Origin of the sequence: Halomonas sp. PAMB 3264, assembly GCF_031954245.1 — a bacterium.
Classification (GTDB): Bacteria; Pseudomonadota; Gammaproteobacteria; order Pseudomonadales; family Halomonadaceae; genus Vreelandella.
This window is the reverse complement of sequence record NZ_CP134866.1, coordinates 2,227,614-2,240,977: the sequence shown is the minus strand read 5'-3', so window position 1 is coordinate 2,240,977 and position 13,364 is coordinate 2,227,614. Positions and strand designations below refer to the sequence as shown.

Annotated in this window: 17 protein-coding genes; 10 read left to right on the top strand and 7 right to left on the bottom strand. The window is 57.5% G+C overall.

The features are described 5' to 3' along the window. Positions 1-26 precede the first annotated feature (26 nt). A complete protein-coding gene (locus RN347_RS10125) occupies positions 27-299 on the bottom strand; it encodes a type II toxin-antitoxin system Phd/YefM family antitoxin (protein ID WP_106375433.1) in 273 nt (90 codons plus the stop codon). 147 nt (positions 300-446) lie between these two features. On the opposite strand from RN347_RS10125, the gene RN347_RS10120 reads away from it, so the two are divergent. Next, positions 447-845: a GFA family protein gene (locus RN347_RS10120; protein WP_311958123.1), complete on the top strand. Its 399-nt coding sequence runs from the start codon at positions 447-449 to the stop codon at positions 843-845. Between the two features lie 86 nt (positions 846-931). Beyond that, on the top strand, positions 932-1,885 hold the full coding sequence (rho, locus tag RN347_RS10115) for a transcription termination factor Rho (protein WP_311958122.1): 954 nt from the start codon (positions 932-934) through the stop codon (positions 1,883-1,885). Positions 1,886-2,011: 126 nt separating this feature from the next. On the opposite strand, the gene RN347_RS10110 is transcribed toward rho, so the two are convergent. Further along, positions 2,012-3,208, bottom strand: coding sequence for a DEAD/DEAH box helicase (locus RN347_RS10110; RefSeq protein ID WP_311958121.1), 1,197 nt, complete (start codon positions 3,206-3,208; stop codon positions 2,012-2,014). Positions 3,209-3,448: 240 nt separating this feature from the next. Between RN347_RS10110 and sugE the strand changes: the two genes are divergently transcribed. Then, positions 3,449-3,766: a quaternary ammonium compound efflux SMR transporter SugE gene (sugE, locus tag RN347_RS10105; RefSeq protein WP_311958120.1), complete on the top strand. Its 318-nt coding sequence runs from the start codon at positions 3,449-3,451 to the stop codon at positions 3,764-3,766. Positions 3,767-3,784: 18 nt separating this feature from the next. After that, entirely contained in the window at positions 3,785-4,114 is a 330-nt protein-coding gene (locus RN347_RS10100; RefSeq protein ID WP_311958119.1) for a hypothetical protein, read from the top strand. 8 nt (positions 4,115-4,122) lie between these two features. Here the strand turns inward: RN347_RS10100 and RN347_RS10095 are convergent, their stop codons facing one another. The 4 genes from RN347_RS10095 to RN347_RS10080 all read right to left on the bottom strand — a co-directional run bounded on the left by RN347_RS10095 (position 4,123) and on the right by RN347_RS10080 (position 7,849). Next, complete coding sequence (locus RN347_RS10095) at positions 4,123-4,620, bottom strand: type VI secretion system-associated protein TagO (RefSeq protein ID WP_311958118.1); 498 nt, start codon at positions 4,618-4,620, stop codon at positions 4,123-4,125. Between the two features lie 109 nt (positions 4,621-4,729). Next, entirely contained in the window at positions 4,730-6,214 is a 1,485-nt protein-coding gene (locus RN347_RS10090; protein ID WP_311958116.1) for a mechanosensitive ion channel family protein, read from the bottom strand. A gap of 106 nt (positions 6,215-6,320) precedes the next feature. After that, entirely contained in the window at positions 6,321-7,595 is a 1,275-nt protein-coding gene (locus tag RN347_RS10085) for a HipA domain-containing protein (protein WP_311958115.1), read from the bottom strand. Then, the gene (locus RN347_RS10080) at positions 7,592-7,849 is read right to left on the bottom strand and encodes a helix-turn-helix domain-containing protein (protein ID WP_263586925.1); all 258 of its coding nucleotides are present in this window, start codon (positions 7,847-7,849) and stop codon (positions 7,592-7,594) included. Before RN347_RS10080 ends, RN347_RS10085 begins: the two co-directional genes overlap by 4 nt. Before the next feature lie 257 nt (positions 7,850-8,106). Between RN347_RS10080 and RN347_RS10075 the strand changes: the two genes are divergently transcribed. The 6 genes from RN347_RS10075 (at position 8,107) to RN347_RS10050 (ending at position 11,798) form a co-directional block, all read left to right on the top strand. Further along, positions 8,107-8,850 carry a class I SAM-dependent methyltransferase gene (locus tag RN347_RS10075; protein ID WP_263586926.1) on the top strand — a complete coding sequence of 248 codons (744 nt, stop codon included), beginning with the start codon at positions 8,107-8,109 and terminating at the stop codon, positions 8,848-8,850. Between the two features lie 46 nt (positions 8,851-8,896). After that, on the top strand, positions 8,897-9,346 hold the full coding sequence (locus RN347_RS10070) for a GNAT family N-acetyltransferase (protein ID WP_263586927.1): 450 nt from the start codon (positions 8,897-8,899) through the stop codon (positions 9,344-9,346). 128 nt (positions 9,347-9,474) lie between these two features. Then, positions 9,475-10,005 (top strand): GNAT family N-acetyltransferase, encoded by a 531-nt coding sequence (locus tag RN347_RS10065; protein ID WP_311958112.1) that lies wholly within the window; start codon positions 9,475-9,477, stop codon positions 10,003-10,005. 162 nt (positions 10,006-10,167) lie between these two features. After that, entirely contained in the window at positions 10,168-10,782 is a 615-nt protein-coding gene (locus RN347_RS10060) for a DNA-3-methyladenine glycosylase I (RefSeq protein WP_311958111.1), read from the top strand. A 110-nt stretch (positions 10,783-10,892) separates the two neighbouring features. Continuing rightward, on the top strand, positions 10,893-11,315 hold the full coding sequence (locus RN347_RS10055) for a tetratricopeptide repeat protein (RefSeq protein ID WP_311958110.1): 423 nt from the start codon (positions 10,893-10,895) through the stop codon (positions 11,313-11,315). Positions 11,316-11,324: 9 nt separating this feature from the next. After that, positions 11,325-11,798, top strand: coding sequence for a DUF1456 family protein (locus RN347_RS10050; RefSeq protein ID WP_311958109.1), 474 nt, complete (start codon positions 11,325-11,327; stop codon positions 11,796-11,798). A 78-nt stretch (positions 11,799-11,876) separates the two neighbouring features. Here RN347_RS10050 and RN347_RS10045 read toward each other — a convergent pair whose 3' ends face one another. Further along, entirely contained in the window at positions 11,877-13,319 is a 1,443-nt protein-coding gene (locus RN347_RS10045) for a hypothetical protein (protein ID WP_311958108.1), read from the bottom strand. Positions 13,320-13,364 lie beyond the last annotated feature (45 nt).

Below are 13,364 nucleotides of genomic sequence, written 5' to 3'. Positions count from 1 at the left end.
TTTCATAGGCTTCCCAAGTGCTGCCCTCAAATACCAGTGATCTCATTCATCTGCTCATCATTGGGTGTGTATCCTTGGCCACGGCTGTGAGTCTCGAGAGAGGTCGCAATTTGCTGCATCAGGTCTCGGTTCTGGAGCACCTGCAGGGTTTCCTGTTCTCTTTCCCAGTCTTCAGCACTCATTATGACGAAAGCCTCTCCGGCGCGACGTGTCACCTTGAGGGGTTCATGGTTGTTAACAACCTGCTCTACAAGGCTTTTTAGGTTGTCTCTAAATTTGTTTACACTGATGATATCCATAATTCCACCATTACGTACGGAAACTCCGTACAACTGTATCGCAATAGCCTTAACAAGACCAGTCACGGCTACGTCTACTACATTGCAGCTTCGTTTCCATTCCGTAGCCGCGCAGGCTAGCAGCATTATAAAACAACGAGCTTAAAAATGACCCTATCCGGCAGCTGCCTCTGCGGCGCCATCCAATACGAAATAACCGGCCCCCTGACCGGCGTGTACCACTGCCACTGCTCCATGTGTCGCAAGCTCCATGCGGCCGCGTTTCGAACCTGCGCCAAGGTGCAGGCTTGTGACTGGCGAACCGTCAAAGGCGAAGAGCTGCTCAAAACCTATGAGTCGTCGCCGGGGGAGTTCAAGGTGTTCTGCTCGACCTGCGGGTCCAGCATTCATACCCGGTTCACTGAAAAACCGGAGGTTTACGCGCTTCCCCTTGGTACTCTTGATGTTGATCCCGGTGTGCGTCCAAACCGCCATGTGTTCGTGGGCAACAGGGCGCCGTGGTTCGAGATTACCGATGATTTGCCCCAGTTCACTGAAAATGGCTAAAGCAGTGCTGCTCGGGCTTAATATCATTTTCCAAGCCCAGCCATTACTCTATGCATCCAGCTTACCCAAGGCGCTCCATCGATCTTATGACGAGAAAAACACTAGGCTTGAAGGTCAAACGGCAGCAAGAGGCCAAACCCGCCGACGTCGTTGAAGATCAATTCCTTGATGATCCCGAAAAACGGTTTCTAAATGGCGTTGCGATTCATCCGTGTCCACGCATTGGGCTGGAAGCCGGTTCCACCGAGCGCAGCGTGCGGGCGATGGATTTGATCACGCCCATCGGGATGGGCCAGCGGGGCTTGATCGTGGCACCGCCCGGTTCCGGCAAAACGACACTGCTCAAACACATTTGCCAGGCCGTGGCCGAGGCGCACCCGGCGATCAAGCTGTATGCCTTGCTGATCGATGAGCGCCCGGAAGAAGTGACGGACTTCAAGCGCAGCGTGTCGGCAGAGGTTCATGCCTCCTCGTCAGATGAAAGCTACACCCACCACGTGCAAATGGCCGATAAACTGCTTGCAGCGGCGCGCAGGCAAGCCGGCGAAGGGCACGATGTGATGATCGTGATCGATTCCCTCACCAGGCTTTCGCGTGTGCATAACGCCGAGCAGCGGGGCAATGGCCGCACCATGTCCGGTGGGCTGGATAGCCGGGCGATGGAAATACCGCGCAAGCTGTTTGGTGCGGCGCGAAAGATCGAAAACGGTGGGTCGCTGACCATACTGGCCACCGTGCTGGTGGACACGGGCAGCCGGATGGATCAGGTAATTTTCGAGGAGTTCAAGGGCACGGGCAATATGGAGATCGTGCTGTCACGCGAGGTGGCCAGCCAGCGGATCTTCCCGGCCATCGATATCGCCAGGAGCAGCACCCGCCGGGAAGAGCTTTTGATCGATGCCAAAGATATCGAAAAGGTGCGCTCACTGCGGCGCGCATTGACCCCGCTCAAACCCGTCGAAGGCGCCCAGAAGCTATCTGAGCTATTGCAGAAATACCCAACCAATGCCGAGCTGCTGGACGCGTTTTCACCCGCCTGAAGGTGAGAGTAAACGTTGATGGCTCAGCGTTTACTCCTGGGCGGCGGTGATGAGGCCTGATCGCCAAAGCGGTCGTTGCGAAGCTCACTCTTGGATTCGTTCAAGGCGTGAGCTTCTGGCGTCGTGCTAGCGCTTGGCTTTTTTACCGTGGTTCAGGTGTGAAACGGGTACTGCTTTCTTGACCGGGAAGCCTTCAACTTCCCGGCGCTCGATGAGACTGTTCAGCCGCTTTTCAATGGCGCAAAGGTTCTTGAAGTCGCTGATATCGACCAGGGAGATGGCTTCACCCGTGGCCCCCGCACGGCCGGTTCGGCCAATACGGTGAATGTACTCTTCTGCCGGAAAGGGTAAATCGTAGTTCACCACGCGGCTCAGTTCGCCAATATCCAGCCCCCGCGCGGCAACCCCCGTAGCGACCAGATACTTGAGTTCGCCGGATTTGAACTGGCCCAACACCGTTTCGCGCATCGCCTGGCTTCGGCCGCCGTGGATGGAGTCCGCCTTGATGCCGCGCTTTTCGAGCTGGGCGACCAACTTGGCGGCGCTGTGTTTTTTCTCGACGAAAATCAGCGCCTGATCCCACGCATTCTCGGTGATCAAGTGGCTCAGCAGCGCCGACTTGGTGTCCTTATCGACCGTGATGAGCCACTGCTCGATGCTGGCGGCGGCGCGCACGTTCGGGGTAATGGAGATGTCCGCTGCCAGCTCGGTCTTCTTGCTGTCTGAAAAGTCAAAAGCCAGCGCCCGAACTTCATTGGTCATGGTGGCCGTGAACAGCAGGTTCTGACGCTTTTCCGGCAGGCGCACGAGGATCTTGTGAATGTCATCGACAAAGCCCATATCGACCATTCTGTCCGCTTCGTCCAGCACCATGGCTTCGAGTTCATCGAAGTGCACCGCCCGCTGATGCGCTAAATCCAGCAGCCTGCCTGGCGTGGCGACGAGAATATCGACCCCTTCGATCAGGCGCTCTTTCTGCGGCGCAGTATCCACGCCCCCGTACGCGGCCATGGAGGTCAGCGGAAAATGCTTGGCGTATTGCGCCACGCTGGCCTCGACCTGCACCGCCAGCTCCCGGGTCGGCACCAGAATCAGCGCGCGAATGCGTTTGCCGCGTAGTTCGCCCGCGGTGCTGAAGCGTTCAAGCAGCGGCAGAACGAAGGCCGCAGTTTTGCCCGTTCCGGTCTGCGCGGTGGCGACCAGGTCCTTGCCCGCGAGAATGACAGGAATCGCTTGTTCCTGGATGGGCGTGGGCGTTGTGTAGCCGAGTTCGGTAATCGCTTGAACCAGAGGGATGGATAAGCCGAGTTTTGCAAAGGGCATGAGGGGCTCTGACGGATCGTCTTGGATGGGGTCGAAAAGAAAAGTGGCGCAGTATAGCGCAGAGCTTGTTACGGTGCCGATTTATCGCCTTGTGATGGCTTTAAAGGCGCTCGCCAATATCGACCGAGCCTCGTGGTTCTAAATGACGGGTGCCGCCGTGTGATAATTGCGCCGTTGGGCATGAACACGCTGAGTATCCATCAGTGGAACATTGATCGAGTAACAGGCCAAGAGGAATAGATGAGCTGGGTCATTCTGTTTATCGCGGGTCTTCTGGAAATCGGCTGGGCCATCGGGCTCAAGTACTCCGAAGGCTTTACGAAACTCTGGCCGACCGCATGGACGGTATTCTCGCTGGCCGCGAGTTTTCTACTGCTGGGCCTCGCGCTCAAGAGCCTGCCCGTCGGCACCGCTTACGCCATTTGGGTGGGCGTCGGGGCGGTGGGCACCGCGGTTTTGGGCATCGTGCTGTTTGGTGAATCCGTGGGCGTACTCAAGCTGGTGAGTTTGACGCTGATCGTGGCGGGGCTGGTGGGGCTCAAGCTTTCCCACGCGTGACGAAGGGTAGGGGGTAGAATGGAAACACCGCACTACTTGCTCGACGGGCAGTACGAAATCACGACCGTCGCTTTCGAGCCGCGCATGTCGCTTTGGGTCTATTCGCCGGTCATTCGGGAGCGCGCCACGGGCCGCGTCGTACTCGATCTCTCGAGCGGCCTTTGGGATCTGCGCCGGGTCAACGAGCGCCTGGGGCGAATCCTCCTGACGCTGGCGCGCTTTCCCGAAAGCGACCGCGAGTACGTCGTCGAGGTGGCCCCGGCTGAGGCCATCGCTATCGTAGAGGGCGAGGCGTATCCGCTGTCAGCGCTCGAAGCCGCGCTGAACGCGCGATCACTTGGCGGGTAATTCTACCGCTACCAGCCGCACGAACCCCGCACCGATTCGATGCGCTCTTCGATACCTTCGATGTTGAACGTGAGCTCGATGGGGTCGCCCTCGGCCGGCGTCGCGTTGAGGCTCAGCGTTTGCGCACCGAACAGGCTTTCGATGAACGGGATGGCCTCGTCGCCCTGCCAGAAGCCCAGCGCGTGGCCGTCGTCGATCGGCGCCATATCGACCGGCTTTGGCTCAGCATCATCGAGCGCTACCGTGACGCTTTCGTACTCGTAGGCCTCGCTTTCGTCCTGATCGAACAGGTTGAAGTAGGCCACGGTCGTGTCCTCGAAGCAGCGAAACACCACCGTCGGGTAGGCAAGTCCGGTCGCGTGGGTCTTGAGCACGACGAAGTGGAGATCCAGCTCCTCGTCGTGATGCTCTTCGGTTTGCCACTGCGAGCCGGCGGGTTCGTCCTGGGCGAGGGCCATGGCGGGTATGAGGGTTAAAAGGGCGAGCAGGGTTTTATCGATCTTCATGCATTGTCCTTCGAGCGCGTTCGTTTCGATGGGGGAGCGTTATCATTTCTCGGTTTCTCGATATTAAACGATAAAACGTCGAGCGGTGCCTTTGCCGTACTCGATAACGCTACTCCTTCGCCGGGCGTTTGCTCAACAGATCCGTTTCGCTGGAGGTCTGGGCGATCTCTTCTTCAACTTTCTTCATCAGCTTCTCGTCGGGCCGCGCGTCGAACACGCCGTCGGTCTGTTCGCCTTCGAGTATTTGCTGAGCGCGCGCTTTCGCCTGCTGTTTCTCCTTGTCTGCGGCGGTATCAAAGGCCGGTGCGGCCGCTGCTGGCAGGGCCGAATCTCGCTCGTTAGACTTCCCGCTTTGAATACGCATCAGCGACTCTTCGAGTTCGGGGCGAAAGCTGAGCCGATAGATCGGCTCGGGCAGGGTGAAGCCGTGGTGCTCCAGCGCGTGCTTGGTTTCGCGAATGGCGATGCTGCGCGCCTTGCCGAAATCCGTGGTGGACTGGTTCACCCAGCCCTGAAACTCCAGCACGATGTTGGAATCCCCCACGTTGGTGATGACCCCCACGGCCTTGGGTTCGCCCAGCACGAAGGGCAGCCCGTTCAGAGCATCGAGGCCCACCTTGATGGCGGCCAGCGGGTCGTCGTTGGCATCCACGCCCAGCTCGAAATCGAAGCGGCGCTCCGGGTTTTGGGTGTAGTTGAGGATGATGCCCTTGAACACGTCGGCGTTGGGAATGCGCAGCTGGTTGCCTTCCAGCGTCATCAGAATGGTCGCGCGCGAGGTCAGGCGCACCACGATGCCTTCACGGTCGTTGATGACCACGTGATCGCGGGCCTGAAAGGGCTGGCGGATGCTGAGCATGAGTGAGGCGATGTAGTTCTCGATGGTGTCCTTGACCGCAAAGCCGATCGCGATGCCGATCACCCCGGCACCCCCCAGAAGGGTGCCGATGATGGTCTCGGCGCCCACCAGGCTCAACGCCATGATCAGCCCCAGTACGATGAACACGACCTTGATCGTTTGCCCCACCAGCTCTGCGACGAAGGGGTTGGGCGTGACTCGCTGCCACAGGTGCGTGCGATTCGAGAGCCACGCCCCGAACCAGGCCACTACGCCAAAAATCAGAAAGCCCACCACGATCAGCGGTAGCGCGCGCAAAAGGCTCTGGCTCTTGGCGCGTAGCCCTTGGTAAGCAGTTGCAACGTTGTCCTGAACATCCAGCGTACGGTCGATCTGATCATCCACCATGACCACGTCGGTCAGCCGATTGGCCAGCCCCACCGCCTGCTGCGCCTTGCGCTCGTTGGCCGTTTCACCAGAGAGCGTCACGATCCCTTGGGTCACGCTAACATCGACTGCGGAAAGCCCGTCGATCTCGGAAAAGATGCCGCCAATGCGCTGGGCGATCTCCGCATCCTTTTGCGGCGAGGGCGTGGTTTCGATTTGCCCTGCTGGCGATTCGCCACTCGGCTCTACCGGGGCAGTAGCATCGTCGCTGGCGTAGGCGAAGGCGCTCAGCAGCATACCCAGCAGCAGTATTGTGGCAGGGAAGCGAAGTACACGAAGTGTGCGGAGAGGGTGAAAATAAGCGGCCATGACCATCCCTGGTGTCGTCATCGAAAGCGGAGCGTGTTAGCCAAGTCTAGTGGGTTTTTCTGGCTCAACGTGGCCGGGTGCTCAAATACATCGATGCGCTAAATGTTCACCAGCGCTCGGCCTTCCGGCACTGTTTAGCGATATGCTGGCGCTGCTGCTGAAGACGCATCCAGGCTTTTTCGGGCAGGCCGGCCGTCAACAAGCGGCTCTTGAGCTCGTTTGAATTGCTGCATGCCATAATACGTTGATGCAGCCGCTCGATTTCGCGCTTGATGAAGGGGTAGCTCATGCGACTTTGTGCGGCCAGCTTTTGCCAGTCACGTGGCAAAAGTTGTTGAGCGTTGGTTTGTTCGCCGATGGAAAAAGCGATATGCGGATCGAACCCCAATACCACCGTTCCGACCAGGTCATAGGCCGGGGCCATGTGCCACTTGCCTTTATCATCCTGAAGCAGGGACACGTTCTTTGCGTGTCCATCGCTATTGCCGACGAGCGCGTTGAAAATTTGCCAGCGAAGCAGCTGCGTAAGCGCTGGGGCCGGCGGTTTGCAGACTTCCCTGATGCGCTGTATGCACTCGCTAAAGTGCGGCCCGCCGTGCTCCTGGTATTTATGTGTACGGGCAAGGCCCAGGGCTTGGCATAAATCTTCCTGATGTATTCGCACGCGCTGCCCGTTTACGTTGCTGCGATCAAAGCGTTCGACGATCAGCAGCGCGTGTTTTCCCGTATGGCGTACGAACGTGGCCGGGCAGGGCAGACCTACCAGGCTTGCGAGCGTATTGAGATACAGCTCGTTATAAATGATCAGGTCGCGCCCCTCGACCGCGAATTTGACGATGTGGGACGAAGACGACAACCCCTGAGGTAAGTGAAAACGTTCGTTTTGCCAGATGACCGGTATCTTATCCTGCGCACCGGCCAGTGACAGGCGCGGCTGAACACTGCCTGGAGATGGATGAAAAAGCGCGTAGCGCTGTTTGAAGCCCGCCCATTCGTTTAGATCGGTGGGTGAAAGAGGCACGCTTTCTGATTGTGTCTCTAGCGCTTCAGGGGTGAGGTGAGGCGGCAGAACCAAAAGCGCGCCGGCGCAATCACCGCCGATCGCGGCCAGTAGCGCAAAATCGTCATCGGGAATGCCCAGCTGGCGGATCAACGCGGCCCGTGCCTGCTCTTCGGGAAGCAGGTTGCCGAACCAGTGGTGGGCCGTCAGCGTCTCGGGCGGCCAGAGGCGTTGATCAAGGGGTAAACTGTTGGAGATGGCGTGCCCGTTGGCCTGCCATTGAGCATCGTATTCGAACCCCATCAGACGTCCATCGTCACCGCGCCACAGCGCGCCAACCCGCTTTCGGCCGGACCATACGTTCAAGTGATCAACTATCATGTATCGATATCCGTAGGTTGTGCCGAAAGCTCGATTCCCAGCGTTTCCAATACCAGTAGAACCCGGCCCAGGCCGCAGGAGGCTCGGCCGTTTTCCAGCTCGCTCAGAAAGCGCATGCTCACTCCGCAAAGCCCCGCCAGCGTTTCGAGGGTCAGCGCTTGGCGTTTGCGCGTTTGGCGTATGAGCCGGCCCAGGTCTTCTGCGCGGGTAACGGTCAAGGGCATAGCGGCGGCGGTATTTTCAGAAGCGTTCATGAGTTATATTTTTCCCTTTAAGGAAAAAATGGGTCGGATACCGGTCAGTGTAGCGTTTTTATCCCTATTGGGAAAATACGTATTCATCAAAGTGTCAATGCTCTGTTTTTATCCTTGTAGGGAAGATTTTGAGAGTGGGCGAGAGAACGCGTCGAGGGCAAAAAAAGGCTTGTTCTCTTGGGCCATGCAGATTTAATTATTTAAATAGATGCTGAAAATGACACCAGGTTGAAAAGCCGTTGTTTAGGGAAGCCGAAATGACCGGGTATTTCGCCGATAAAGGCGTTGGGCAGCGATATGATCGATATCGTCCGAAAGCCCATCAGGCACTTTTTCAGATCATGAAGCGTCATCTACCTGTCGAGCGTTTTGAACGAGCGGTGGATGTCGCGTGCGGTACTGGCGACTCTACCATTCCCCTGCTGGATATAGCCCGGGATGTCGTCGGTATCGATTCATCGAGCGAAATGTTGAACATTGCACAAGAGCGTGGTCTTGCGGTCAGAAAAGCGGATTACACCGCGCTTGCCGAGCTGGGCCGTTTTGACCTTATCTCCACGTGCATGGCCTTTCACTGGTTCGACGTTGCACAAGCGGTGGCTGTTTATAAAGCTGCGTCCCAGCCTGGGGCTGTCTGGATCGTTTACAATTTCTCATTTTTGGGGCATGCGACATCGCACCTGTTCAATGAATGGTTTCGTAACGACTATCTGACACGATATCCATCACCGCCACGTACGCGCTACGAAAACATGAAGCTCACCGACGACCCCGAACTCTGCACTCTTGCAAGCGAAAAGGGCTGGCTGCCGATAACATTCTCGCTCGACTCTCTGGTGGGGTATCTCACCACGCAGTCGAATATTGAAGACGCCGTTCGAAAGGGCAGGGACCTGAACGCCATTGTGTCCGAACTACGCGAAGACCTTTCCTGTATTGATCTGACCGGCACCTTCCAGTACGCCTACTCCTACGAGATTCTGCAGTACGCCGGGCGCTAATCAAGACTGCCGCACAATCACTTGGCGAATTTCGTTCGAGGTGAACGTGGACTACAAAGAGGTGTGCGCCGGCGAGGTTCCCCTTCCGCTTTTACTTGAAGCGGATCCCTCCGAGCGCAGCATTGCATCCTATCGGAAGAACGCGTGGTGCTTCGCTGTGCACAGCGCCGGTGAAACGATTGGCGCATGTATCGTTAAACCGATCGGCGTGAAGACCGCCGAAATTGTCAATATCGCGGTATGCCCGCCGTTTCAGAAGCAGGGGATAGGCTCTGGCTTGCTGAGCTATACGCTAGGTGAGCTTAAAGCCAGGAACATGCAGCGGGTAGAACTCAATACCGGGGCGTTCGGCTATCAACTGACCTATTATCAGCGCCACGGGTTCAGAGTCGATCGAGTCTTGAAAAATCATTTCCTGGAAAATTATTCCGAACCGATCATCGAAAATGGCCTGCAGCACCTGGATGCGTTGAGACTATATCGTGTACTCGATTGACACCAGATGTTCTCACTCTGCGAGTGGCATCATTGTGGCCCCGCCAGGCTCTGTCAAATGGCGTGCCGCTATGTGATAACTTAATAAGCAATAGCTTATCAACATCGCAAGCGATACGAGGAAAAGGGATGCGCTACCTTGAAACTCACAGGCTGCGGCTTCGTCCGCTTTCTCTAAACGATTTGTCGGCTCTCACTTCAATTCTGGGTGACCCAGAGGTCATGAAATATTCCATGCGCGGTGTGTTCGATGAAGTGGCCACACGCCAATTCATCGAGTGGTGCTGTACGTGCTATGCAGCCCACGGAATGGGCCCAATGGCGCTGGTGGAGAAGGATACTAACCTGCTGATCGGTTTTTGCGGCGTCAGCCCTGAAGAAATCGGTGGCGTTGAAGAGATCATGCTGGGATACCGGCTGGCCGCGCGCTACTGGAATCAGGGCTTTGCTCCCGAGGCGGTAAAGGCAGTGCTCGATCAAGCGTTCAACGAGAAGTCGCTGCCCTCAGTCGTTGCCCTGATCGAGCCAGAACATACGGCTCGCAAAAGGTCGCCGCGAAAGCAGGATTCGATCATTTCGAGATTCAGGAATATCACGGCTGCACGTTGCGAATGTATCGTCAGACGCGGGAACAGTGGTGCTCTAGTAAAGGAAACATGACAGAGAGTGGACTTGCATCGTAGCGCTGATCGCTTACGGGTCTTCAAGGTTTTTTCACCTGCTTATAGGCTACTGTGAGGCCGTCGTGCACGCCAAAGCACAACACATCAAGCCGCCACTTTTAAGCTGCTCACTCGTTTTGACTGATCGGATGCCGAGTTGATGGACAAGACTACTCAAAGCCTGGACGGAAAACGCCGCTGCGCTTGGTGCGCGGTAGCACCTGACGAACTCGAGCCTTATCACGATTCTGAGTGGGGCTTTCCGGTCGCCGATGATCAGCGACTGTTCGAGAAGATCAGCCTGGAAGGGTTTCAGGCGGGGCTGAGCTGGCGCACGATCCTGGCCAAGCGCGAGCATTTTCGCGCGGCGTTTGCCGGGTTCGATTTTTATCGGGTGGCCGCTTTCGATGAACGTGACGTCGAGCGCCTGCTCAAGGACGCCGGCATCGTTCGCCATCGCGGCAAGATCGAGGCGGTGATCAATAACGCCCGGCGCGCGGTTGAGATGGTCGAGCAGGAGGGCTCGCTCACGGCGTACTTTTGGCGCTTCGAGCCCGAGGCCGATGAAGTGGCCGTGCCGCAGAGCGTCTCGACCTCGCCAACCTCCGTAGCACTCTCGAAAGATCTCAAGAAGCGGGGCTGGAAATTCGTGGGGCCGACTACGGTGTTCGCCTTCATGCAGGCGATGGGGATGATCAACGATCACGCCGAGACGTGTTTTTTACGTCCTCATATCGAAGAAGCCCGCCGAACATTTATCCGACCCGCTCATTAACGCGTGAGACTATAAATAGCAAAGCTCGCAGCGGCCACGCGCGTTACAATGGCGAAAAGGCCGCCCGGTAAGACAGCCGCGTCCATTCATTCGATTTTCAAGGTAGTGCTGTGATCAACACCAAAATCCATAAGGCGGTTTATGAGCTGGCCGAGAAGCTGATGAAGGCCGCTCACCACGAGGACCGTGAGAGCTTCGAGGCGCTTTATGGCGAGCTCGAGGCGATCTGTATCGACAACGAGTACACTGAAAAGGATCACCCGGAGCAGTGGGAGACGCTGGCGGACTTCACCGAGGAGTCGGATGAGGCGCTGGCGCTTTACCAGAAAGCGCTGGATAAAGCCGCGGCCCGGCCCTTGCCAGACTATGTCGCCTCGATCGGCTACTCCATGGCGACGCTTCAGGTGGAACTCGATGAGTCGGATGCCGCTCTCAAGAGCCTGCGCCAGGCCAAGGCCAGCGCCGCGCACATCGAAGATGACGAGCTGAAAGCCGAGATCGACGCGCTTTTAACCACGCTGACCCCCCGTTAGGATTCAATCTTGACCAATAACGATATTTTCCGCCGCCTACGTTACGCCTTCGATTTGAAGGACACCGCCATCGTCACCATTTTCAAGCTGGCTGACGTCGAGGTGTCCCAGGAGCAGGTCACTGCCTGGCTCAAAAAGGATGACGACGAGGCCTTCAAATCAATGCGAGACAAGGATCTGGCGGGGTTTCTGAACGGCTTCATCAGCTACAAGCGCGGCAAGCGTGAAGGCCCGGCACCGACACCGGAGTCCAAACTCACCAATAATCAGGTATTTCAGAAGCTGCGTATCGCCTTGAACCTGCAAGCCGAGGACATTCTGGCGCTGTTCGAGAGTGAAGGCCTACCGATCAGCTCCCACGAGCTGAGCGCGTTCTTTCGCAAACCCAGCCACAAGAACTACCGCGAGTGTAAGGACCAGGTGCTGCGCACCTTCCTGATGGGCCTGCAGCATCAGCACCGCCCAACGCCGCCGGCATCCTGACCGGCGTTGACCGCTGAGCGCGACGCTCGATACAAAAAAGGCCACCTCGACAGGTGGCCTTTTGCGTGGGCGCTTTGATCAGAACTCGACGCCAAAGTTGGTCAAGAATGCGGTGTTCCAGCCGTCGTCGACCGGCGAGCCGAAGTAGTTCAGCCCGTTCTTGTTCGAGACGATATCGAACCAGGCGAAAAACGGCCCGGCGGTCATCTGCACGCCCAGATCGTTGACCATCGGGTTTTGCTGATCGCCGAAGCCGCCGTTGAGGCTGGTAAAGTCGTTTGAAGGGTCGATCACGCTGAAGTCGTTGAAGAAATAGAGGCTTTCAACCGGGCCCCAGTCCACGTCCATGTTGTAACCGACGCTCGCCGAGTAGATTTCGCCCTGAGCGGGAATCAGGTAGTTGAAGTTGAACGCGCCGATCTGCAGGGCGTTATCGGAAATGCCCGAGGTCGCCTCATCGGGATTTTTAGCGTTGTACTCGTAGGTGGTAGCCTGGACCAGCGTGCGCCAGTTGCCGTAGCTTCCGTCCACGCCGAGTGCCGCCGACCAATTGTCGCCGCTGCGTTCGGTGTTGCGGTTGTAGAGCTGACCGCCCTTCGCCGAGACGTTCACCTGGGTGGCGTAATCGGTGTCATGGCCGAAGGTGTAGCCTAGGCGCGCCGCGACCTGGTTCTCTTCGCTGTTGCCCTGGGCGCCATCGCCCACGGCGTTGGCGCCGTAGTGCTCGTTGCCATCGCCCAGACTGTCGCTTTTGAAAAACGCAAGCGAGGTGTCCCAGGGCCCGGCGGAGTGATCCCACTTGATGCCGGCGTTCTGGTTATCGTTGAAGCCCGCCAGATAGCCCAGGTTGCCGTACCAGCCCAGGTAGCCGTAATCCATGTTGCCAAAGGGCGTCTGCACCAGGCCCAGCTTGAACGAGTCTTCCTCGGTGGGGTTGTAGCCGATCCAGCCGTGCTGCAAAAAATGGTAGTCGTCGTAGAAGCGGTAGGCCAGCGAGTAGTCGATAGCGCCGGTTTCACCCTGAACGGTCACGACGAACTTGCCGAAGTCGAGATCGCCCGAGGTATCCTTGCTCTGGCTATCCCAGTCGTTGACGCTGCCGCTGAGTTCGAGCAGCCCACCGATTTCGACCTGCTGCATCTCTTGAAGCGTTTGCTGGTTCTGCTGGGCGAGCTGGGCCTCTTCGCCGTTGGCCGAGGTGCCCGTGGCGGTGCCCTCACCATAAGCGTCCTTGCTGGCGTTGCTTTGACTGGAACCGCTTTGATTGGAACCGCTCTGGCCAGCGCCGCTCTGGCTGGAAGTGCCCTGATTCGATGCCATCGATTGGTCGTTGTTTGATGCGCCGTAGGACTGCTGGCGTTCGAGCTGCTCGATGCGCTGCTGCATCTGGTTGAGCTGGGCGCGCAGCTCGTCGATGGTTTGCGAGTCACTGGTTTGTGCCTGGGCGCTGGAGAGCATGGCCGCAGAGACGCTAAGCCCGAGTGCCAGTCGCTTGAACTGGCATACGCGTGGGTATGACATGATGATTTCCTTGCGAGTGTCGTTTTATATGCCGTTTTTTAATTA